We start from the raw sequence: 23,390 nt of genomic DNA, 5'->3' as shown, positions 1-23,390 counted from the left end.
GTTCTAAGTGATACGGAGGACCACTTTCTTAGACAAGCCATGGCTCAGACAAGGATCTATAAGGGGATAGCAGAGTGTCGCGACTCACACGAATAACGTTGATCTTAGCGGCCTTAGCCTCATTATTTGTGCTGGCGTCCTCTTCGCTGAGCGAGGGTGGTAAGCCTTCTAACTACCTCTTCTTGGAGTTCTCGCGTGCCAATCACTCGTGGCTTGTCTCTATAAACGGGTCAATATATGGTAACTCGTTTCGATGCAAGGGGATATTGAGCCCTAATCCCTATTTTAGGGAGACCCGTGCTGTTTCCCAAGACCTTATTGTGCTTCCCCTCTACTATGTTGTTGACAATGTCTGCCCGAGGCTGACTTATCTAATAGCGACACTGAGTCCGGGGACAAGCGATCGTATATTGATTGGGATAGAGGTGCCAGAGAACTATACTGTGCTTAGTTCTATGGATAGGAGAGGATATGGTGCTAACGGCTCCTATATCCTGCCTCTCCAAGGCCTCGTTTCGGACTACATCTATGACGGTGTGGTAATAGCGTCGAAGAACAAGTATGGTGTCGAGAGTCTTGGCGGTGTTTTTGTCGTTGAGCCACTGGGCAAGGCAATAGGGAGCGACATTATTAATGCACTTATCTGTGCAAAGGAGTACATGAGCGAGGTTTTCGGGCCTAGTAATCGAAGCCCCGTAGTACTTGTATTGGTGCCTCCGAGCGAGCACCCCTTAGTACTTACTGGGACAGGGTATAGCCTCGGGGGCGTCGTCTACATAAAACCGGGTAATGATAGGAGTGCCGCAGTTCACATAGTTTCGCACGAGGTTGTCCATAGCTGGATAGGGAAAGGCCAGCTCAGGGGGGATCCTAGTCTCACTGAGGGTGCTGCCGAGCTTCTCTCCCTGCTTGCCCTAAGGCAGTGCAATGCCACACTTTACAAGCTATCACTCAGCTACGAGGAGGCAGCGAAGACGCTTAACCCGTACTACGTGTGGCTTAAGCTACACGCCTCGCTGAGAGCTGCATCACTCCTAGCGTGCAATAAGGACATCTACACGGAGGCGCTAAAACTGCTCTATGATGAGGGGGCTAAGGACGCCTCTATACTTGACCTACTAGAGGGGATGAGGGGCATTGCCGACGAGATGAACTGTACTAAGGCGTTAGAGAAGGAGATGGGGAGAATACTGTTGTATTCAGACCAGTATAGCCTCTCATCGCTAATCGGACAGACACAGGCCAAGCACATAGTTGCCTTAGGAAGGCAAGGAGAAAGCACTACGACTACTACTATTAGAACAACGACCAGTGTAAGCTACGAGGAAAAAAGCCTAGCCAGGACAAGCAGGGCGAAAAACGTTAAGAAGCAAAAACATTCGTGTACTTCGTTGCTGAATAATAGCTACGCCGGTATAGGAATAAGGCGGGAATACAATGACTCCGGGAAACGCGCCACGAGCGTGGACTGGGGAATCGTTCTAGGCGTCGCTGTGGTAGTTGCCCTAGTGCTATTTTACTACAAATATGCGAATAATCGAAAATGAATTAATGGTATAAGGGTGAATCCAATCATATTGGTTATATCCATATAGTTTAATCAATAACGGGTTTCTATATTACTAGTCTCTATATATTCTCGAGAATATAGGAAAAGGTTATTGCTAACCCCCCGGATACTAAGGAAGGTCGGAAAGGTAGTATAAGAGACCTAGTAACCAAGCATCCTGGAATAGAAAGAAGCGGCCCCATTCACCGCGCCTGAGGTGATTGTTTGACCAATGAACCCCTAGTCGTATATTGCCTCCATAATACGCAGAACTGCCCACTCCAAAACGTACTAGCGAAGGCTATGAGGTACGCCCCGCAGGACAATGATGGAAACGTCTTTGACACTATTCTCGGAATGACCTCCGGTATCGCTGGTCGGGTGCTCCGTGCATACCACTACACCGAGGAGGGCTTTACCGAGGTCTGGATACGCGTAAGCGGTGCTAGCGGCCTCCTCGAAGCCTTTGAGAACAAGCTAAAACAGGAGGAAGGCATAGCGTTCCAGAAGATCTTTAGCAACAAGTTTAACACGGTATACCGGATAATCATAGAGAAGGATAAGTGTCCATGCATAAGGGAGGGCAGGCAGTGCCCACTGCTTCGCCCGATGCCTGGATCAATGGTAAAGACCACTATTATTACGCCATACGGGCTTCTCTGCGAACTCATGGTTGCAAAGAGCAAGGTAATCTCCGAGCTAAAGCAAAAGGGATGCAAGATACTGTTATCGCATGAGGTTAACGGCTACGACTACATGTTGACGCAGAAGCAAGAACTTGCAATACTATATGCCTACATAATGGGGTACTACCAGTTCCCGCGACGCACCAGCCTAAAAGAGCTTGCTGCAAAGCTCGGCCTCTCAGTATCGACGCTAGCAGAGCTACTACGCAAGGCGGAGGCTAAAGTGATTGAGGCGTTTCTGAGGCATGAGCTGCCACATTATCTCGTCGGCCTAGTAATGAACAAGAACGTGTACCGTGACCTTGTTGAGAGCCACTTCGGCGTAAAGAACAAGGCTGAGGAAAAGAGTGAGGAAAAGAAGCCAGTTATTTTAGCCGAAACAAAGTAGCCTTCACTCGAGAGTAGCTCTGCGGCATAACCTCTCCCCCTATTCTCTTTTGTTACCTGGAGTCAGTGCGGATTATGCAACAAGGTTTACACCATTAGGTTTCTATCGTGTCAAAACATATTTCGGGGACACAGTAATAAGCAGGATTTAGGCAACGAGCCATAACCATTGGGCACGAAAGAGAGGAGGAGGATTCATTACTTGCCGTTTCGGCGGAAATCAATGAGGCTTGACTTAAAGGCTTTCCAGAGGCAGAAGAAGAGCGGTTTAATACTGATAGGCCTTGTACTGCTTGCAGGCGTGATTGTGTTCGGGCTAGTAGCTTACATGAACAGCGTCTCGAAGGTGTACTTGGAGGTAGAGGGCAATTCTATTCCCAGCGCTGCTGCCTTCGACAAGCTGATAAGCTCTTCGAAGAAGCCGGTAGCAGTCATGTTTGAGTCGCCTACGTGCCCTGTATGTAAGAGAATGTATCCCTACTGGGCTAGGCTCGAGGAGATGAGCAACAGTCTCCCGGTCTCCTTTTACCACATAATGTACGGTGCTCAAACAGACCCAGTGTTCCGGAGATACAGTGTCTTCGACACACCAACCTTCATCGTATTTGTCAACGGGAAGGTCGTTGCACGCCACATAGGCGCGTTCGTGGCTGATAACGTTACTAGCGCCATGCTTTCATGGGCTATAGGGGCTGCTGGGCTTAAGCAGCTCACCCCCGAGAACCTTGCAAAGGAGGGGCTCAACGTTTTCAACAACAAATGCTCTGCATGCCACGGGATAATACCGGGCCTTGACGCAGCTTCCCTGAGACAGTGGCTACAGAACAGGAAGACTATGAACGACTTCCTCGCAAACACTATACTACAAGCTATTTCCCAGAACAAGACCCTCGAGGAATACTATGGAGACTACAGCGGCCTCCAGGACGCAATATTGTCTATGAGGAAATACGTTGATATTTCTGCCTACGAGCTTGACCGAACCTCGTATCTCCTCTCATACATTTCGCATGTGCTTCTAAACCGGACGCCTCCGAGCCTTAACCTCTCGAAAGCCGCACAGCTTATCAGCGCAAATACTACCAGTGTTGAGGGCGAGGCGACCCCCATAACTAGTAGGCCTTCAAGGCAGAGCGTGACTGCTACAAGCATTGTTGGTGCAATAGCTGCTTTTGTTGCAGGCTTTGTCGCTGCATTCTCTCCCTGCGTCCTGCCGCTTCTCGTCACACAAGCCGCTACAATGAGTGTCAGTGGCAGAAGGCTCAGCGCGGCAACTTGTGGCGCGTGCGGCCTCGCATCATTCGCGGGCGTTATCGCAATTGGCCTGCTCTTCGTTGTTGCGGGAGCACTTGCAGCAGGTGTTCAGCAAGTATTGCTACCCGTGATAGCTCTCGCAATAATTGCCGCCGGCGCTGCAAGCATGTTCGGGGTACCAGTAGAGCTTGATGCCATGTTTAGTCTTCGGAGAGGAGGAGTGATCGGGTTCTGCGCGGCCTACGGCTTCCTAGCAGTACAGTGTAGCCTGCCGCTTGTCGTCGGTTCATTGCTTCTCGTAGCGGGTAGTGGTGCAGGATTGTCTGGCGTGCTTGTTGCCGCGAGCTTTGCTCTCGGCGTAAGCATTCCACTAGCAATAGTCCTTTACGCCGTCTCTAGGCTTGGGGCCGGAATAGTGAACAGGATAATGGAGCGTAAGAAGGTTCTTGACCTGCTCGGCGGAGGAGTTCTCCTCGCATCAGGTGTTTACCTGCTCCTCTACAGCCTTGGATTCGTATAAGGAATAAATGCTTGCGGGAACGAGGTGAAGCAACGTGAGCTTCCATATAGGCCCGTTACACTATACCGGCATACTCCCATTGATAGCTGTGCTCGTACTCCTATACGCCATCTATGAGTCCATTGTCCGCGGCAGAGATGCGGCCAAGTACCTACGTATCGGTTTTCTATTAGTTGCTATAGGCTGGCTCATATACTGGATACCCTTCGTCACCCTCGACTTCACGCTGCACGAGGTATTCTGGAACACTAGCCCAGGCCTACCCACCTGGATGAGGTTTGCAGCCGCCTGGGCTGGCGGCGGTGGGAGCCTCTTCCTATTCGCACTGATAGCTAGCCTCGGCGGCCTCTACTTGTTGAGGAGCGAGACGTCTCGCTGGCTACAAGCCGCGCTTGCATCGATAACAGTAATAGGTCTCGCAGCCGCGTTCCTCAACGACGCGTTCACTGTCCTACCACAGAAGCCTGTCAGTGGCGCCGGCCTCAACCCGCTACTCAAGAGCCCGTGGCTCTACCCCCACCCCTTGTCAACGTTCAGCGGCTACGCCTTGCTAGCAGTGGCCTCTGCTGCGCTGCTCGCCGGTATGCGTAGGAAGGGCTACATATTGTTCGAGATAGGGTGGGCACTGCTGACTCTGGGAATTCTACTAGGCGGATACTGGAGCTACGAGACATTCGGCTGGGGAGGATACTGGGCCTGGGACCCTGTCGAGACCAGCGAGCTAATGGTCTGGCTCGCTGCGACGATACTGCCGCACCTACTCGTTGTTGCTCCTAGCCTTGCCCCGGCCTCCGAGGCCTTACTAGCCTCCTCGGTATTCCTGGCAATGTACGTGACGCGTACTGGCTTGAGCCCTCTACACAGCTTCGCGGCGCCAAGCCTCGGCGCACTAATACTGCTAGCAACCGCCTATGCATGGCTCGTACTAGCCGGTCTCGCGCTATACAAGAAGGTTGAGGATGGATGGAGAGAGCTTGTCCGTAGCGTGAGGAGCCTCGAAATCTATCGCGTAGGGTTATTAGTGGCCGCGATCTCGCTGATAATTGCCAGCCTCTTTGTCTACAGTACCCTACTAGTACCAGCATCCATGACTGTTGCCGGAAAGAGTGCAAGCGTGCCGCAGATGAGTGCTGGGATAAAGTTCTTCCACCCAGTCCTATACCCGCTGCTCATAGTCATGCTCGCCGCCATACCTGCTGCGTTCCTTGGCCAGTGGCTTGGCTGGAGAGGCTACTTCGCCCTCCTCGTGACCGTTGGCGCCACAGCTGCTGTACTAGGAGCTGCCGGCTACACCGATAAGATTGACATTGCGCCGCTAAGCCCTGATGCAACCAACGCAATGATGCTGTTCGGGCTCCCATGGGCCGGCACAGCCGCCGCGGCAACAATAACCTATATCGTTATTCGTGCGAAGAAAGGACTACTAATACTCCTAAGGGATCGCTTCAGCGGCTTATCGCTACTCCATCTCGGACTCGCAATAACGGTAATAGGTGTGCTGCTTAGCGGTACATATGCGTTCAACGAGTCCTATATGAAGGAGTACCACATAAAGCCTGGAGACACAATAGTGCTTCCCGGAGGCTTCAAGCTATCCTTCGAGGGATTCAGCTTCGGAATCAGCGACTCGAAGGTAGACATCTACACCAGGTACGTTAACCACACGGCGAGCTACTATTATGGACAAGTCGCACTGTTTACGCTTGCACAAGACTTTGCACGGCTCATACAAGAGTACGAGAACGGTAAGAAGATGTACGAGACAAACACTACTGCCAAGACACTACTTAAGCTAGCACTCAGAGGCACAATTCCTGCACCCGGTACGTTTGTTGCAAGAGGCAGGGCTACTGTAAAGTACATAAACTTTGCAACAAACACGACACTCGTCATAGCCCAGAACGAGCCCGTGGAGATCGAGTTAACCAATATTACTCTTCGACCAATGCTGAACCAGGACAATGGCAGCTTCTACTTATTTATGCCGATACAGGCGGCCGAGCTTAAAGCCGTGTTTGAGAGAAATGTGTCAAACTTCTTGCCAGCCGTACTGGGAGTTCACGATCTCCTAGCATTTAGCTTTACAGAGCCTCTCAGAATAAGTATTGGCAACATAACGCTCATTATAAGTAATGCAACAATTCTATCGGAGCAATTACTGACTGGTGGCAAAGGCGAGCCTCTACACACGTATAACAACACTATTGGGGGTAAGATGGCTATACTTGATACACAGAGCGGTACACTAGAGGTAAATGGCACCAAGATAGCAAGCATTCCCGCAGAGATACCGAGCGGTGTAATAACGTACTATATTGCTGAGTCCACGCCGAGCTACAAGAAGGTCATTGATGCTATTAAGGAGACCGGGCTCTACGACTTACTAAAGGAGCCTGAAAACGTGCTAAAGCTCGCATTCTCGCCCGACTGCCTAAAAACGATCCACTCGGGTGCATCGTTTGCAGCCAATGGGTGCGAAGCCTACGTGAAGGCTCCGAAGCTCGTGCCCGAAACGGCGTGGCTTGATGTCGTGTTTAAGATATCTAGGGGCGGGTCAGAGAAGCTTGTTAAGGAGCGGATAAGGTTCGAGGCCTACGGAGAGATACAGGGTATACATGGCCTAGTCCCAAAGGTTATTCATCCAGGCGAGGGAATAGACGAAGTATACATAGTATTAGAGCCGCCAATGATCAATAGCTTCCTCTACGGCAGCCAAATAGCGTACCACGAACTACTCATTTACTACCTGCACGAAGCCTTCAAGAACCTGACACCGCCGGAGCGACTAGCACTAGCCGCCGTAATGATAGGGGGTTATCAATCCGATCTCCTCGGCAACCTGGGCAACCCACAGCAAGCACAATCAATGCTCGAAGGAAGCCTCGTCGACGTATACTTGTTGGCGTCAAAGTACGACCCCAGGAACTCGACAATACTGAGAGACGGGTTAACAGTAAAAGTAAAGATAGTGCCCGGTGCAAGGCTTGTCTGGCTAGGCCCCGTGCTCATGGCTATATCAGCGCTCTACCTGGCTGGCATGGCGTTGGCGCTGAGGCGTGGAGGACGATGAGTGAGAAGCTGGTAGAGGTTCGGGGGCTCTGGAAGGCATATAGGCCGAAGATGTGGGTGCTACAAGGCATAGACTTCGATGTGGGCAAGGGCGAATTCGTAGTAATAGTTGGCCCTAATGGTAGTGGCAAGACGACGTTTTTGAAGATATTAGCAGGGCTTCTTCGCCCCACCCGGGGCACCGTAAGAATTTGCGGATATGAGCCCTGGAGCCTTAGGGCTAAGAGGTGTAGAGGAGTAGTAATGCACTGGAGCTTTCTCTACGACGAGCTCACCGTCCGCGAGAATCTAAGCTTTTATTCCTCGCTCGCCGGGCTGGAAGGATACAATGCCGCTCGTGATCCAGTGGCTAGGAGGCTCGGGCTCCACGAGAGACTAGGGCAGCTGGCTGCGTGGCTAAGTTTTGGGTGGCGAAAGAGGACAGATATAGCGAGAGCTATGCTAGGTAATCCGCCGCTACTCTTGCTCGACGAACCATTGACGGGTCTTGATCGCTCTGCTGGCTCAGTGCTCATCAGTATTCTGCGCGAGTACGTTGGTCTAGGCGGAAGCATTGTGGCAGCTACTCCTAAGGGCGAGGAAGAGCTAATAGCGGCCGCCAGCAAGGTTTACGAGATAGTTGACGGGCGCCTTGTTGAGGCCAAGGGCTAGCTCCCCAGTATTTTCGGCGTATACGTGTTTTTCCGAGCCTCGGCAATCGTACTCGCTGGGTATCGGTTAGAGAGGAGTGAGCTGGCATGGAGACCCGGAGGCTCGTGTACCTGCTCGCGCTAGTACTCATAGCTGATGCAATTACCACTGTGCTCGCTGTTTTACGCGCGCCCTATCCTGCGTTTGTCACGCTCGGTAGCCCAGCAGCATATCTCAACATTTATATCCATGTACCAGTTGCAATCAACAGCTATGTTCTCTACACTGGCGCCTTCATCGCAGCCATACTGTTCTTAATGAGGCGAAGAGAGGTCTACGACCACTACGTTTACGCATTTATAGTAGTAGCGTCGATGTATGCAGCGTACACACTCATCTCTGGAAGCCTATGGGCGATAGAATCGTGGGGTGCTGCATGGAACTGGGATCCCAGAGAGACAGGTGTCCTGCTACTCTTTATTGCGTATCTTGTCTATTTCGCCCTCCGAGCGAGCATTAGTGATCCAGACCGCGCCCCTGTCGTATCAGCGACCTATGCTATAGCAGCCTACTCCATGGTTCCGATAAGCTATGCTGCCCCCAGAATAGCCGCATCGAGTCTACACCCTACAAAGGCGCTACTGCAAGGATTCATGGAGCAGCCAGAGGTTCGAGCATACTTCTATACCAAACTACTCCTAGTCCTACTCATCGGCCTCCTCGCCACTAAGCTCTACGTTGAGAGAAATAAGCTTGGGCTAACTGAGAGACGAGTCCTGAAGATAAGCGCTGTTATCGCGGCAATACTTATGATAGGCGTTGCAGCGTATCTCGCAGCAGAATACAGCGGTGGCACTGTTACCCGTGTATACGCGGTCTTCGGCGCACCAGATAACGCGACCCTCCTAGTAAGACTTGGAGGCAAGTACGCTAATATATCGATCTCCGAGGATCTTTCCAGCTATATTGTAGACGGTAAAATAGCGCTAGGGGGACACGTAGTAAAACTACTCGGCCTCAGCGATAACCATGCCGAGAAAGTAAAGATACTCGTGCCGGGCTGCGTCATAGCAAATCTCGTGCTCTACTCCCTACTTATTTCGGGGCTAGCTTATACAGTACTGCGGAGAAAACAAGTAGAGGGGTAACAGCATGGAGCGTAAAGCCAAGCTATTCATTGCCTCCCTGGTACTCTTCGCCGCCTTCGCCCTCATAGGCTACTATGCCGTGAAGAGCAGCGCGTACATGGATGTATCGCAAGTACTGAAGCTGAACCATGAGGCAAAGGTAACAGTGCGCGGATACCTGGAGAACCTCCAGTACGATGCTGCCAATAAGAAGCTCTACCTGCTGCTAAGCGGCAAGAACGGCGCTAAGCTGCTCGCAGTGGCGGATGCAAAGATAATCGAGGACAAGTACGGGCCAATACAGTACCTTAAATGGGATAGAGACAACGTCGTGCTAGAGGGCATCTATGACCCCAACAACAAGGTCCTCATAGTAACTAATGTGCTCCAGGGCTGCCACAGCAACTACGGACAACCAGCAGCTAGGACCTAGGACGCGTCAAACCCATAGTTATTTTAGCCTTCCTCCCTTACATCCTCGTACATGTCTTTATAAGGCTCCTTCTCCGGCTCCAGCACTTACCTGGTGCGGTTTTTGGCGACGAGCCAAACAATAGCACTTCTGAGAAAGGACTTACTGACTACGAGTCGACGATGGCACGAGCTAGCATCGCTCGCCATAGTGTCTTCTCTCATAGGGCTAGTAGTAGCCTATATCGTATCCGGGCCTCTTGCGCTACTTGCTTCTCAGCTCGATGCTCCACTCGTAATCGTTGCAGGAGAAGTGGCAACCTTGTTCATAGTGGCTATTGCTGCTGGGTTCATAGCCGTGGTCAGGGAGGCGGAGAAGGGGACTCTGGATGGATTAAGGGCTTCACCGGTTGCTCCCGAGTCATTGTTTCTCGCAAAACTAGTCTACATTTACATCGTGGTTGTTGTCCTCTTGCTGTTCTATATTGGGGCTGCAGTGTTCTTCTCATCGATAACGATCATTCTTAACCCGATGTTTCTAGCTGCAAGCCTTGTAGTAGGACTCTACTTTGCAGCTGCTGCTGCTCTTACATCGTTCATGATAGTGTATAGTGAGGCTAGGAGCTTGCTTTCGATGATAGTGCTGGCTGGCCTCCTTGTCCCCTTCGCCCAGAGCGCAGACCGCGTCTTAGCAAAAACAGCTACCGGTATCGCGGGGCCGGGGGAAGTGCTTCAAGCTCTCGGAATGACCCTTGCGTTCATAGTGATAGCTACTCTGCTCTCGAGGCCGCTCTCAGAAATATAAGTGAGAGACCATGGTGCTTTAGAGGAAAAACACTGCACTGGATAATTGCTACGCTGATTCGAGGCCGAGTCTCCGCCTCACGCGGGACACTATTCTGCGCAATGCCTCGTAGTCTATTTGTTTCTCGTCTATCATCCCTAGAGCATATTTCTGTTTGCATTCCTCGCACATGAGCAGCGTGGGCATTGTCTCCGGCTTGAAGCCCTTCAGTATCAGCTTCTCGATAACTTTTTCAATCATGGATGCTGAGCCTATTGGTTTCCCGCATACAATGCAGCGCAGGCTCTCCTTGAGCGCTAGAGGGGCCCAGGCGCTCACTAGCTGCGCGTTGACGGCCCTGGATACGGTTAGCGCGTCCTCGGGGCATACTTCCTCGCAGTAGCCACAGGCTATGCAGCGGTCATGGAGGAACAATAGTGCTGATAGCTCCTTTGTCTCCTTTACGCGGAGTGCGCCTGCTGGGCACTCGTAGGCGCAGGCCCCGCAAAGAGTACACTTTTCAGTATCTACTCGTAGTACTCCGCTAAACCCTGTAGCAAGGTCGGCGGCTACCCCTTTGCCCTTTATGACTGCTAGGGCGAGCGGGCGGAGCCCCCTAGGCAGAAGCTCTTCCGGCTTCTCTACCCGGAGAGGACTAGGCTTGTTCGACACGATTTTTTCCAATGCTTCGTTGAGGCCATATACCAGTTTCGAGGCAGCTATCTTGACGTAGTCGGATTCGACCATATCCTTATACGGCTTCACAGACTCCTTGCACCTCTTGACCTCGGGCTCCCAGCCAGCCTCCACAATAACCGGTTCTAGGCCGATCGCGTGGAGAGCTAGAAGCTCCTCTAATCCGACAACGTAGGGGCAGGAGACGGGGAAGAAGAGCACGGGGCTACCGGGCTTCTTCTCGGCAAGGCGTTCAATCAGTACATGCACGGCTGAGCGGGGGGCGAAGACAGCATACCCGTTTTTCTCGATTGGTGCAAGGCTTCGCAGTGCATCACGTAGACCGGACCTCGAGTAACCCGGAAGGTATAGGAGCTCGATGCCGCAGAGAGCGGCAGAGACAGGGCAGCCTCCCTCAATACTGCACGCATTGAGACAACTATCGCAGTATGCTCTAAGGGCCTTCTTCGAGCACAGACTAGGGTCTTCAATGGGTTTCTCGGTATACTCCATGCTTGCCTCAACTATTGCCCCCCTTAGGAGGGCTCGGCGAGTAACACGTTTCTCGGGCCCGCCCAGCTCGCTGAAAGCCCGCTCGGCTTCACGCCTCACAGTATAAGCTACTCTGGCGAGGAGGATCCGGCCCCAGCTAAGCCCCGCTAGCTCCGCCTCACGTGGATCAAGAGCGTCGAGCAAGTAGTAGTTCTCGCCACTCATCCTCATATCGGAGGCCAGGTCGGCATAAATGCGCCACGCGTCTCGGCCGACCAGTACAACCTTCTCGCCTTGTTCGACAGCGAGGTTTCTCGCTTGCTTAACTGCCTCCTCCCAGCTATCCGCTTTTAGAGCTCCTGGGGCCTCATGGTCGCCTACAACTATTAGTTTGACCAATCTTAGTGCCCCGGGGTAATTCTTGCACAGCACTTTCCTGGTAAAGAATACTGACCCGTAAAACACCATAACACCATTAACACGGCTCGAACTATGCGCTATAAGGGCACCAGCCTATATGGCTCCAGTGCTAAGCCACTTGATGCAACACACTAAGAAGCTGAAGAAGGCTAAATAAAAGAGGGTGAGGCTTAAGGAGCAAAACACATGTGCTAAAAAACTACTCTGCCGAAGGCCTGGCTAGTCGGTTATGGACGGTATTGCATCTGGCCGATACTTGGCTATCAGTGCTAGCGCTATCCCTGCAACAAGTACTATTACTGCAACATATAGTCCGGTCGGCAGAGATTCGTAGAGCTCCTCGTTGTAGGGCTTTACAGTCTTCCACGCAGTATCGGTTAGTGTTGGCGGAGGCGTTGTGTATACCTCTTTTGGTAAACGTATTGTTGTAGTGGTTGTGGTTGTCGTCGTTGTAGTTGTCGTAGTAGTCTTGGTTGCTGTCGGTGTCTTCTGCTGAGTCGTTGTCTTGGCTCCTCCGCCTCCTTTAGCTTGCTCGAATACTTGTTTGAAGTACTCGTAGAGGAGCTTGTAGTCTTGGTCGCTTAGCCCGCCAGCGAAGTTCCTCATTGCCTGCATCATTTGGTCGTAGCTCTTTGCGCCGCCGGAGAACTTGTATTCGTGGGCAACGGCTTCGTCTAGGCTCTTGTACTTCTTGGCCCACTCCTTCATTTTCTCAACAACGCCTTCAAACGTTGGAGCCATTCCGCCATTGTGGCAGCTGCTGCACTTTGCCTGGAAGATCTGCTTAACCTTTGCCTCATCAACCTGGGCAGCCGATATACCTATGGAAATCACTATCGTTGCAACCAGGGCCAACACCATTAGTGATCTTACGTTCATCATTCAACCACCCCCAGCCATGTGGACTATTTTGCATAAAATTCATAAAATTAGTGATGGTGCGCGCCAGGCTTGAAATAGTGGGTCATTATTGCCTTTATCGCTGGCTTTGCTAGTAGTAGGTATATCAGCAGTCCCAGCGCGTGCACTCCGAGTGTGATGCCGTACTCTATGGGTGTTGGGTGATACGGCCTTATCTCGCCCAGGGTGCTTGGCTCATATGCCGGTATGACTATTGTTAGCGTCTTCTCGGCTATCACTGCTACTACGACGAGTAGCGATATGAATGCTATTGCTCCCTTACTGTTGTGTGTTGACGGTATTAGTGCCAGTATTACTGCCGCGACGCCAAGCCCTATCCAGAGCCATGTTAGTACTGCTAGGTATGGCAGGTGTGGGCCGTAGAATAGCTCCTTTGCCTGAGCCCACTTTACTGGCTCAGTTGTGTACCAGAATATCTCGTGGGCTTCGCTTAGCGTGAAGTAGAGTCCTACTATTGTTGCGCCAGCTACGAGGTATAGTGTCTTCTTGTATACCTCTATGCTTACGCTGAAGCCCTCTATGTAGCGCTCGGCGAGGTACAGTGCTATCAGTAGTATTGCTGGTCCGGCTGCGAACGCTGTGGCAACGTAGCGTGGCGCCAGTAGTGGGGAGTTCCATATCGGCCTGGCAGTAAGCGCTTGTGAGATGAACGCTGTTACCGTGTGGATGCCTATGGCGAAAGGCGCCGCAATCACCATGAACGGTACTAGGAATTTCTTGGGCAACGCCTTGTCTCGTCTATAGTAGTGTATCGTTACTAGGGCTCCCACTAGGTTTATGAGCAGATACGTTGTTATCACTATGAAGTCCCAGTCAAGCATTGAGCGCAGGTTTGGCAGCAGTGGCATCTCGAAGAGGGCCCTTATTGGTCTTCCTAGGTCAACGACGATCAGCATTAATACTATCGTTAGCGCTGATATTGCTTGTACTTCTCCGAGCACTGCTATCTTCTTGAACTCCGGGTGGTTGAAGACATAGGCTGCTATCGAGAACGCTATACCCGCTGCTGCCACTCCGACCCAGAACACGAAGAACGATATGTAAAGACCCCATACCACCGAGTCGTTCATCCCTGTCAGTATTAGTCCTCCATAGTCCGTGCCGAGGAATACTGGCGCGTGCTGGATGAATATCCATAGGTAGAGCCCGTAGATTGTTAGGAGCAGTAGCCCGGCAGCTGCTAGGTAGTATCGCCTGCTACCCTTGAGGGCCTCAACTATTATGTATTTGATCGTCTCCCACCATCCATCCTGCCTAGGCATTCTCCTTCACCTCCTTGCCTTCACTCTTGGCTTCTTCACGAGGCGGTGTACGGGATGGGCCGAAGAAGTAGAAGAAACGTGGCTTCGTACCAGCCTCGGGCTTGAGCACGAAGAGGCCGTATTCCTCTGCTATTCTGCGTATTGGGCTGTTGGGGTCGTTGAGGTCTCCGAATACTCTTGCTCCTACAGGGCACGCCTCTACGCATGCTGGTACACCGCCGTCGCGTGTGCGCTGTATACACCAAGTACACTTCTCCATGACGTGTACTTGTCTCGGCACGTTTCCGAGGATGTGCATGTTGGGGTTGAGCTCCTGGACCGGTACATAGGGCTTTGCCCAGTTGAAGCGCCTCGCGCCATAGGGGCAGGCTGTGGCACAATACCTGCAGCCAATACACACATCGTAGTCAACAACCACTATGCCGTCTGGCTCCTTCCACGTAGCCTTTACTGGGCACACCATGACGCATGGTGGGTTTTCGCAGTGCATACAGGCTATAGGCACGTAGACGTTCTCCTTCTTTGGCGCCTCGTTTCCATAGTACCACTCGGAGCCTAGGAGATCTTGGAACTCCATTCTGTCTAGCTCGAGAACCCTTATCCACTCGATGCCTAGGTTCCTTGCCTGGTTGTTCTCCATGACACACGCGTAGACGCAGCGGCGGCAACCAATACACTTGTTAACATCGAGAGCCATAGCGTATCTTACGCCCTTCTTTGCCGGAGTAGCTTTCACGGTGATTAAGTCGCACTTCTGCCTCGCCAGCTTACAGTCCTCGGATGCATCACCCCTCTCCTGACAAATCTTCTCCGCCTCCTTGCGACACCACTCCTTGAGCTCCTTCTCCTTCTTCTTAGCCCTCATCTCGAGTGTTGAGCCTGCCTCAACGTCTGCTGGCACGCCTAGTAGGTCTTCAATTGAAACCTTTCTTAGCGCCTTCTTGAACTTCTCCTTATCAACCGCAGCTACACTTGTAAGAGCAGCAGCTCCCGCCCCAACAGCCATTGCTTTGAGCAGATTACGCCTAGACTCATCCACCTTTGGAGAACCATTACCGCTGCCTTCCCGGCGCGGACCGACACTCATTGAGCAATCACCCCTCTAAAGGCGTTTTATCGGAAAATCTCGCAACAAGTGCAAAAGCTATGGGTACGAGCGCACCTATTATTGCTAGTACGTTGCCTATAGCTATGTCGCGCTGTGGCGGTGGCGCAGGCTTCTCTGAGGGTTTCGGCAATATGTTGAGCGGCTTGAAGACTGGGTCGTGTGGGTCGTGGCACTCAACGCATGCCCTAGCAGGCACTGTCTTTAGGTTCTTGTAGCCGTTGGGACAGATGTGAAAATCATAGTTTATGTCCTTGTAGCCATGCACTATCTCAACCTTACCGCCGGGGCATACATAGGTCTTGTTAGCGTGCACTAGGTTCATATAGTCCTTGTACTCCTTGGGATGACATATTGCGCAGAGCTTGTTTGTCTGCATGACTAGGCTGCGATTGTGATAGCCTGGTATGAAGACAAATGCGTCACCGTGGAGCTGTATCATCGTTGGAGCTACGTGACAGTTAGCACAGTACAGCCCTCTGTGAGCCCCCTTGGTTAGATCTATTTTGTGGAAGCTGCTCTTCTTCGACATGCCGTTAAGGTTTAACCCGGCATGACACTTAGTACACGGGTATATTGTCTTATAGTACTCCTTGTCTTTCTTAGCACTATCTGCTGCCTTAGCAGATACTGTTAGTGAAGCTAGGGCTAGTACAAGCAGTGCTACTACGACTACTGGTATCAAGCTACCATGCTTCAAGCCACTCTACACCCCCCAATTACTTCACGTACTGCGCTAGAAAAGAATGCTATTGCCTACCTGCTTACCAAGCGCCTAAGGAGACCAGTGTAGGGATTAAGGTATTGACCCGTAAAAGTTTGGATAACGCATCTGCATGCAAAGAATTCAAACAATAGGCTCCTGGGCGAGACCTCCCTGGGGCCTAGGATACAGTTATAGCGTTTTATCGAGAACTAGACTAGAATATATGATATGAATATGTAATAAGGAAGGGTGGTCCGGTACCGAAGATTTCTGGCCCAACTAAATTATATTTTAGGCTAATTAAGGTGTTTAACGGCACAAGTATTAATGAATGGTGGTGTAAGAAGACTATGAAGAAGATACTCGTCTTGGCCGTTCTCGCGGGCTTCATAATACTAGTCGGGTTAGCTGGTTATCACCATGCAAAAGCCATGAGCAATGGAGCGCCCGCTATGAAGTGTATTCAATGCCATGTAGGCGCCGACAAAAGGCCTGCAGACTTCACTGTAGAGGGGCTGCCACAGACATATGAGCCTGGGAAGACATACAAGATCACAATAAAGATAACGAAGGGGCCCGACTGTAATCCTAGCGTCGCGTGCGGCGGGTTTGCAGTGAAGGTTTCCGGCGGCGAGATAATAGTGACTGATGAGAAGGATACCTTCATAGCAGAGCTTCCAGAAGGCAAGGTCTTGACCCACACTAAGGAGGGCTCTAAGAAGCGTGAATGGAGCTTTGAGTGGAAAGCGCCCTCGTCTCCACAGCCAGTAACATTTGAAATCTCCGTACTAGCCGCCAATGGTGATGGAAGCTTCAACGGCGACGCATACGCTCACAAGACGTTCACAGTCAAGCCGGCCGGTGGAGCTGGCGGAGCAGCTGGAGGGGCAGGGGCAAAGCCAATAGTCACTACGACGACCAAAGTAGTTGAAGAGACAACAACGACTATAGTGCCAGGCGAGACAACAACCCAGATCAAGGAGAAACACAATACAGCCTTAGCAATAACTGTCGCCATACTCTTATTCATACTAGGCGTTGCAGCATACCTACTAGCAACAAGGAAGTAATAGACGACTAACACTGCAAATTCGTCGTAACTAAATAGTGTTTTTCTATACCTCTATTTCTTCTAGAACTAGACCAGTACTACGCCTGGAACGCTCTTGCATACATTGAGATAGAATGAGGCATGAACGCTACGGGTTCTTGTGCATAATGTTGGAGGAGGACGAGAATGGCTAACGCTGACCAAGATATAAGTATACTCTGCCTTTCGGGGCTTGAATCGCCTCTCTGTACCCATCGAGCCGACACAAGCCTCGACAACGTTGACCAAGTACTTGAAGTTCTTCGAGGAATATGGAGTGAAGACAAGGAGAGACTGGTGCTAATTGTATCCACTAGCTTCAAGGGCTCGGCAAGACTTCTTGAGGAAGTTGAATCACTTGGCCATAATCCGTTTCTCCTAGAGTTTACTGGTGTCCCGGAGATTATGCTCTCGGGTCTCAACATTGACGAGGTTATCAGTTTCCATCTAGGCTTGTTGTCTCTGACCTCGGGAGAAAGGAGGAGAGCCGAGAAAATACACCCAGCTGTCTCTAGGCGTGAACTTCTAAGAAGCGCCTTCATTGTCTCGCCTAAGTATATCATTCTTCCCAGCATTAGGAGCGAGCGCGCAGCCGAGTGTGCTAATACATGCCCGTATGGAGCGCTCGGGGAAAAAGGGCTGGAGAAAAATAAGTGCAGAGGATGCATGCTGTGTGCCCATCGATGTATAGGGGCTTTTACCCGGCTTCCTGTATGGACTGGTGCCTCCTCGATGGCCTATGTATATAGTTTCGCGGCAGCTAAGAAGATTGATGGAGTAGTGTTTGTGTGCAGGAAGGCGTTAGAGGCACTTGAAGATAGGGTAGTTGAGGCGAGCCCTGCGAGGCTTATAGCCGTTCACGTCCCTTGTATTGCTTGGCTCTTTCCGAGGCTTCTAAGTGCTTTGAGGAGCCTCGGGCTCTATGTTCACGTGTTCTTCGATGAAAGTGTTTGCAGAGATTGTAGGAGCGGTGAGGCCGCCCTCATTGCGGTGAAGGAGTTAAGAGAAATCGGTATTACAGTCTCGGATTCTCTGAGCGAGGCCAGCGCGTACGCCTATACGGGCTTTGGCAGAGAAAAGGTTGACGAGGATAGGGTTGCCTCTATGCTTCTAGAGGCCCTGGGGTATAAGTCCTAGGCACTGATTAGTATTGGCTCTGGTTTTCCTGGCACAACCTTGATAGAGGCTATGCGTATGATTCCTTTTTGGAGGACTTTGTCGGCCTCGCTCACCTTAGTCATACACTCCTTTGTTGGTTCTTCACCAGTGCAGTAGACTATTAGCTTACTATCATCTAGGTTGACATGGTTCACTGACTCCGTGCCCGGGCCTAGGCTTATTACGAGCCTTAGAAGCGCGGAGTCTTCGTCAAGGTTCTCTGAGGCTAGTCTCCTGAGTATAGCGAGTATTCTTTCAGCTCTAGGGCCTAGCAGGGATAGGAGCGAGGATTCGCCTACTGCTTCTAACCGGTAACGGAGTATTTCGGCTGGTGCTCCGTGTAGGCTAAGTGCTAGAAAGCTCAACGCTGCAGCGCTTATCGCGTCATCGCTTCCCCTTAGGTTATTAGTCCACGTTATTGTTTCGCCGTAGCTTAGTCTTCCGTAGCCATACTCATAGTTACTTGCAAGCGAGAATATTGTAGTGAAGACCTCCTTGCCTAGGATATTTACTACTCTGCGGAGAGCGCTAAGTGCCGAATATATTTGAGCTGATACCCTGGTCGAAGTACTCTCGTAGAGCGGCTGTAGTGTTTTCCACGCCTCCTTAAGGGCGCTAAGCGGCTCAACGTCCTTCTCTATTAGAATGTATGCGGCCAATACTGGTGTACAAAAGATAGGTGACTTCCCGCAGACGACGACGCTCTTACCCTTTGAAAGAAGAATATATGCCGTGTAGAGTCCTACGAGGTCAGCTCTGTCTGCGTGAATTTGCTCACTATATGTATTGTATCCAAGGAATATGTAGTCGCCATACATTTCCGCAAAGTCTGGGTCGAGGAGTATGATGTTCGTATCAGGTTCTAATAGCTCGTCTAGACCGGGGCCAATAATGAACTCTTTATCCTGATACCGGGTCGTCTTAGGCACCTACCCCACCACCATCTAGGCCGCATAAGCCTAGTCTATCCTCTATACAGTGTTAGTTTCGCCTCCGAAATCCTTAGGGAACTCGCTAATATAGGCCGTCAGCAAAAGAATCCCCTACGGCGTTAAGGTGTAGAAAACAAGTCATTTTGCGAGGTTATATCCTTGCCGGATGAAACTCGTAGAGATATCTTGAAGGCAATAGGCCTTGGAGCCGCACTAGCAATAGTTGGCGGTGTTGCCTCCTACTTCGGGTTCACCGAGAAAGAAAAGACCATTAAGGCAGTGCCGAAGACCATAACTTCTCTCATAAAGAAGACCGAGACAATCACTACTACGATTACCCCCGGACAGACGACCACAACTCAGCCAACAACCACAGCCAAGCCAAAGCTCACAACAGTTCCAATAGGCCCATGCAGGTTCTGTGGAACCGGTTGCGGTGTACAAGCACAGATCATAGCAGACCCTCAGACCGGGCTAGCTAAGGACATTGTTGCCCTAACCGGTATACCAACATACCCCGTAAACTATGGCGCACTTTGTACCAAGGCATTCTACATTCACAAAGCAATAGGTCACGGAGGCAACACACAGGCACTTAAGGAGAGGCTGAAGAAGCCTCTCGTAATCAAGGACTGGATTATACCCGGCAAGAATAGGCCACCTATAACACCCGAGGAGATTAAGGAGGCGCCACGCGTAAAGAACAGAAAGGTCAGCAAGAACTATGATGCATCACTGACAACAGTTGAGCACATAAAGAAGAACTACGTTGAAGTTGACTGGGATACTGCGGTAAAGTTCTTCACAGCCGTCTTCGAGTACGCGCTGAAGAAGTACGGGCCACACAGCTTCGCCTACTACGGTAGCGGCCAGCTGGGCACAGAAGAGAGCTACGTCATAAACAAGCTAACCAAGGGAGGTATACACACCAACAACCTTGACGGCAACCCGCGAATGTGTATGGTCAGCGCTGTCGGCGGCTTCATAACCAGCTACGGTGCTGACGAGCCCGAAGTAAGCTACGACCACATAGATGTGCCGCTCGAGATAGCGCTCAAGAGCGGCCTCAAGGAGGCAAGGAAGCACAGGGATGAACCGGGAACATATGCTGACACATTCCTACTAATCGGTACTAACACTGCAGAAGCACACCCAATAGTATTTGGACGCATAGCCGCAGTCAAGGATGCTAACCCCAACGCAAAGATAATCCTCGCAGACCCAAGAAAGACCAGAAGCGGTACAAAGGCAGACCTATGGCTCCCAATACGCTGGAGTATGGACGTAGCACTAATGCACACACTAGCCCACATAGTGGCATTCGAGCTGGACAAGTGTAAGGTCATAGACGTTGCTGAGGGCAAGGTCCAGTGCAACTGGGAATACATCGACCTCAAGTGGCTAAAGAGGCATGCAGACTTCGCGATACCGACGAACACGGCTAAGACATGGGCTCTCAAAGACTATAACACGAAGTACAACAAGCTACCTGACCCGCTTAACAAGATATGGGATATGGGTACCACTGCAAGCAACGCAGCCAACTACAAGATGTACCCAAGCATAGGTAAGGAGTACAAGAGCGAGGACGAGATTGAGAAGGACTGGTGGCGTGGCTTCGCACTATACCTCAAGTTCCTCGAGCTATACAAGCCCGAGATAATGGCGAAGATCCTCTTCGGTGACGAGAAGCCGCTAATCAACAGGAAGACTGCCGAGGAACTTATAAAGAAGGGAGAACTGAGTGAAGACAAGGTAAACCTAAAGGGCAAAGACCCCTTCGTCGAGATAGACCAGGTTGAAGCACTAAGACTTGCCGCGAAGTGGATGGCAAAGGGCAGGCTACTAGTATTCTGGACAATGGGCATCAACCAGAAGATACAGGGAGTACACGCAATCAACGGCATAATCAACTTCCTAGCCCTCACCGGCCAGATAGGCAAGTGGGGCGCTGGTAGCTTCAGCCTCACCGGCCAGCCAAACGCTTGTGGCGGCATCCGTGACCAGGGCGGTCTGGCCCACGTCCTACCATATGGTAGGCTGATAGCCAATGCTGCTGCGAGGCAGGAAGTAGAGAACATCTGGAAGAACCTGACCAGACAGTACCTCAAGGAGCGCGGTTACCCCGACAACGTGATAGAGCAGGAAGTGAAGAAGGTCTACGTGCACCCAGTGCCAGGCCCACACGTAATCGAGATGTTCCGCCGCGTCGGTGCTGGTCAGCTAAAGGTCGTGTGGATTGCCGAGACTAACCCAGGTCACAGCTTGCCGAACCTCTACAAGTTCAGGGTAGGCATGGCTAAGCCTCACGACGATGACCCGGCGTTCCCGTTCATAGTTGTGAGCGACATCTATCCAACACGTACCACTGACCTGGCAGACCTAGTGTTGCCAGCAGCTGCTTGGGGCGAGAAGGAGTTCAAGTACGGCTGCAGCGAGAGGAGGTACAGCGTTGCAAGGTACACCATCAAGCCACCGGGTGAGGCTGTAAGCGATGCAGTAATCTTCGCAATGCTCGGCACCGAGTGGGAGAACCGCGGCCTAGTACCAAAGGGCATTGTTAGCGGCTTCTTCCCAGAGGACGTGGTGAAGGCCGCCAAGGCCGAGAACAAGACATGGGTACAGTACGTCGTCGAGAAGAGCATCAATGACAAGAAGTGGCACGAAGAGTTCATGAATAGGCTATGGGACCGCGACATACTAAGCCTGTCAAAGAACACGTACTATGACTTCAGCTACGTGAAGCGCGAACTCTTCAGGAGCTTGATCAACGGCTTCCGCTGGCCGTGGCCAGAACAGTACGCCACTAACCCGAGTGTCAAGAAGAGGTACGACTACTTCGAGTCCGCGAGTAGGTACGCCTATCCATTCGACCCGCTAATGCCTGACCCAGACGTGATAAAGAAGATATACAACGATGTAAAGAAGATGAACAGCCCCGAAGAAATAGAGAAATACGTGAAGAGCCTCGACGAGAACATAGTGCACCCGATACACAAGAAGAAGTGGCTCGGCAAGCTAAGCCACAACCCAGTGCTCATGAAGTGGGTGCTGAAGAACCTAGTAGAGGAGATAGACGACGTTGAGTGGAAGAAATCGAAGAAGATGCCAGACAACTGGTACGTGCTCTTCTACGCAAAGCCTACTGGCAGAATGACCATCTGGGCGAGGCCATGGCTACCGGTAACCATGGACCACAACACTGGCGAAGTGAAGATCAACAAGGAGGTAATAATCGCGTACGAGCAGCTAGACGCTGATGCAGTGTTCCAGGGCAAGATATCAGTATTCGAGGCGCCAAAGGGACCATTCAAGGTAGTTAAGAAGTACACCGGCCTACCCGCCAGCGGTGACCCGGAGAAAGGCCTGCAAGTACTAGCAACGAAGACATGGGGCGAGGCACTACAATCCAACTTCGGCGACGTTGAGGCGATATTCCAGATAGCCCTAGCACCCGCCGAGGCACCAGGCTTCACGCTAAAGTACAAGATCAAGGAAACGGGAGAGGAGCTAGTAGTGAGAGACGCTAAGGGCTACCCAATGGTGATAACGACTGGCCGTGTAGTAGAGCACTGGCACAGCGGTACAATGACTTGCCGTGTACCAGAGCTTAGAAGAGTAAAGCCAGAAGCATACGTCGAGATACACAAAGAAGTAGCCGATAAGCTAGGCATAAACGAGGGCGACTGGGTAGTAGTTGAGAGCCCACGCGGCAAGATAACAGTAAGAGCAAAGATACTGAACCCGAAGACCGCTCTAGGCGGGCCGAGAAGAGACTACATGTTCATACCATGGTACGACGAGGACAAGCTGGTAAACGCGCTAACGCTGGACAACTACGACGTACAGCCATACTTCTTCCAGCCAGACTTCAAGACATGCGCAGCAACAGTCAGAAAAGCCAGGCCAGACGAGATACCGCCAAGCGGCGAGAAGGAGAAGTGCTTGACAGGCGTACAGACAGCCAAGCCGAAGTACAACATAAAGGTGTTCTAACCAACCAAATAGCTCATCTACCCCACACAGTGTTTTTACCTTACATAATCCGGACCTAGTTTATAACTATCATTTTCTCGGCCATTCACCGTAGTAATTATTGATTCCGTGTACACGTGTCATAGTGTTTATCTGTTCTCCAAGAGTAGCGTCCCGAACACTAGCGGGCTAGAACGTAGAAAGGGCTGCATTCATCCCTAACTTATTCACGGGTCA

At 51.3% G+C, this 23,390-nt stretch carries 17 protein-coding genes; 11 read left to right on the top strand and 6 right to left on the bottom strand.

Annotated features, from left to right (window positions below; all coding sequences use genetic code 11):
* The first annotated feature begins 74 nt into the window (after positions 1-74).
* From SBG41_RS02810 to SBG41_RS02775, 8 genes are all read left to right on the top strand, one after another.
* Positions 75-1,547, top strand: coding sequence for a hypothetical protein (locus SBG41_RS02810; protein ID WP_317896029.1), 1,473 nt, complete (start codon positions 75-77; stop codon positions 1,545-1,547).
* 227 nt (positions 1,548-1,774) lie between these two features.
* Positions 1,775-2,623: a helix-turn-helix domain-containing protein gene (locus SBG41_RS02805; protein ID WP_317896028.1), complete on the top strand. Its 849-nt coding sequence runs from the start codon at positions 1,775-1,777 to the stop codon at positions 2,621-2,623.
* 201 nt (positions 2,624-2,824) lie between these two features.
* Positions 2,825-4,396 carry a thioredoxin domain-containing protein gene (locus tag SBG41_RS02800; RefSeq protein WP_317896027.1) on the top strand — a complete coding sequence of 524 codons (1,572 nt, stop codon included), beginning with the start codon at positions 2,825-2,827 and terminating at the stop codon, positions 4,394-4,396.
* A gap of 34 nt (positions 4,397-4,430) precedes the next feature.
* A complete protein-coding gene (gene ccsA / locus SBG41_RS02795) occupies positions 4,431-7,466 on the top strand; it encodes a cytochrome c biogenesis protein CcsA (RefSeq protein ID WP_317896026.1) in 3,036 nt (1,011 codons plus the stop codon).
* Positions 7,463-8,116 (top strand): ATP-binding cassette domain-containing protein, encoded by a 654-nt coding sequence (locus tag SBG41_RS02790; RefSeq protein ID WP_317896025.1) that lies wholly within the window; start codon positions 7,463-7,465, stop codon positions 8,114-8,116. Before ccsA ends, SBG41_RS02790 begins: the two co-directional genes overlap by 4 nt.
* A gap of 86 nt (positions 8,117-8,202) precedes the next feature.
* Positions 8,203-9,243 carry a cytochrome c biogenesis protein gene (locus tag SBG41_RS02785; RefSeq protein WP_317896024.1) on the top strand — a complete coding sequence of 347 codons (1,041 nt, stop codon included), beginning with the start codon at positions 8,203-8,205 and terminating at the stop codon, positions 9,241-9,243.
* Between the two features lie 4 nt (positions 9,244-9,247).
* The gene (locus SBG41_RS02780; RefSeq protein ID WP_317896023.1) at positions 9,248-9,655 is read left to right on the top strand and encodes a hypothetical protein; all 408 of its coding nucleotides are present in this window, start codon (positions 9,248-9,250) and stop codon (positions 9,653-9,655) included.
* A gap of 102 nt (positions 9,656-9,757) precedes the next feature.
* Positions 9,758-10,438 (top strand): hypothetical protein, encoded by a 681-nt coding sequence (locus tag SBG41_RS02775; RefSeq protein WP_317896022.1) that lies wholly within the window; start codon positions 9,758-9,760, stop codon positions 10,436-10,438.
* A 48-nt stretch (positions 10,439-10,486) separates the two neighbouring features.
* Here SBG41_RS02775 and SBG41_RS02770 read toward each other — a convergent pair whose 3' ends face one another.
* The 5 genes from SBG41_RS02770 to SBG41_RS02750 form a co-directional block, all read right to left on the bottom strand.
* The gene (locus SBG41_RS02770) at positions 10,487-11,983 is read right to left on the bottom strand and encodes a 4Fe-4S binding protein (RefSeq protein ID WP_317896021.1); all 1,497 of its coding nucleotides are present in this window, start codon (positions 11,981-11,983) and stop codon (positions 10,487-10,489) included.
* A 240-nt stretch (positions 11,984-12,223) separates the two neighbouring features.
* The gene (locus tag SBG41_RS02765) at positions 12,224-12,883 is read right to left on the bottom strand and encodes a c-type cytochrome (protein WP_317896020.1); all 660 of its coding nucleotides are present in this window, start codon (positions 12,881-12,883) and stop codon (positions 12,224-12,226) included.
* Between the two features lie 50 nt (positions 12,884-12,933).
* Complete coding sequence (gene nrfD, locus SBG41_RS02760; protein ID WP_317896019.1) at positions 12,934-14,187, bottom strand: NrfD/PsrC family molybdoenzyme membrane anchor subunit; 1,254 nt, start codon at positions 14,185-14,187, stop codon at positions 12,934-12,936.
* Positions 14,180-15,274 carry a 4Fe-4S dicluster domain-containing protein gene (locus SBG41_RS02755; protein ID WP_317896018.1) on the bottom strand — a complete coding sequence of 365 codons (1,095 nt, stop codon included), beginning with the start codon at positions 15,272-15,274 and terminating at the stop codon, positions 14,180-14,182. Before SBG41_RS02755 ends, nrfD begins: the two co-directional genes overlap by 8 nt.
* Positions 15,275-15,281: 7 nt before the next feature.
* Entirely contained in the window at positions 15,282-15,992 is a 711-nt protein-coding gene (locus SBG41_RS02750) for a hypothetical protein (RefSeq protein WP_317896017.1), read from the bottom strand.
* A 356-nt stretch (positions 15,993-16,348) separates the two neighbouring features.
* Between SBG41_RS02750 and SBG41_RS02745 the strand changes: the two genes are divergently transcribed.
* Positions 16,349-17,068 (top strand): Reeler domain-containing protein, encoded by a 720-nt coding sequence (locus tag SBG41_RS02745; RefSeq protein WP_317896016.1) that lies wholly within the window; start codon positions 16,349-16,351, stop codon positions 17,066-17,068.
* Positions 17,069-17,235: 167 nt separating this feature from the next.
* Positions 17,236-18,225 (top strand): hypothetical protein, encoded by a 990-nt coding sequence (locus SBG41_RS02740; protein ID WP_317896015.1) that lies wholly within the window; start codon positions 17,236-17,238, stop codon positions 18,223-18,225.
* On the opposite strand, the gene SBG41_RS02735 is transcribed toward SBG41_RS02740, so the two are convergent.
* Positions 18,222-19,175 carry a hypothetical protein gene (locus SBG41_RS02735; RefSeq protein ID WP_317896014.1) on the bottom strand — a complete coding sequence of 318 codons (954 nt, stop codon included), beginning with the start codon at positions 19,173-19,175 and terminating at the stop codon, positions 18,222-18,224. The genes SBG41_RS02740 and SBG41_RS02735 overlap by 4 nt on opposite strands.
* A gap of 162 nt (positions 19,176-19,337) precedes the next feature.
* Between SBG41_RS02735 and SBG41_RS02730 the strand changes: the two genes are divergently transcribed.
* Entirely contained in the window at positions 19,338-23,174 is a 3,837-nt protein-coding gene (locus tag SBG41_RS02730; RefSeq protein WP_317896013.1) for a molybdopterin oxidoreductase family protein, read from the top strand.
* Positions 23,175-23,390: the final 216 nt, after the last annotated feature.

Origin of the sequence: Pyrofollis japonicus, from assembly GCF_033097485.1 — an archaeon.
Taxonomy (GTDB): domain Archaea; phylum Thermoproteota; class Thermoprotei_A; order Sulfolobales; family Pyrodictiaceae; genus Pyrofollis; species Pyrofollis japonicus.
This window is presented reverse-complemented; position numbering and strand designations above follow the sequence as displayed.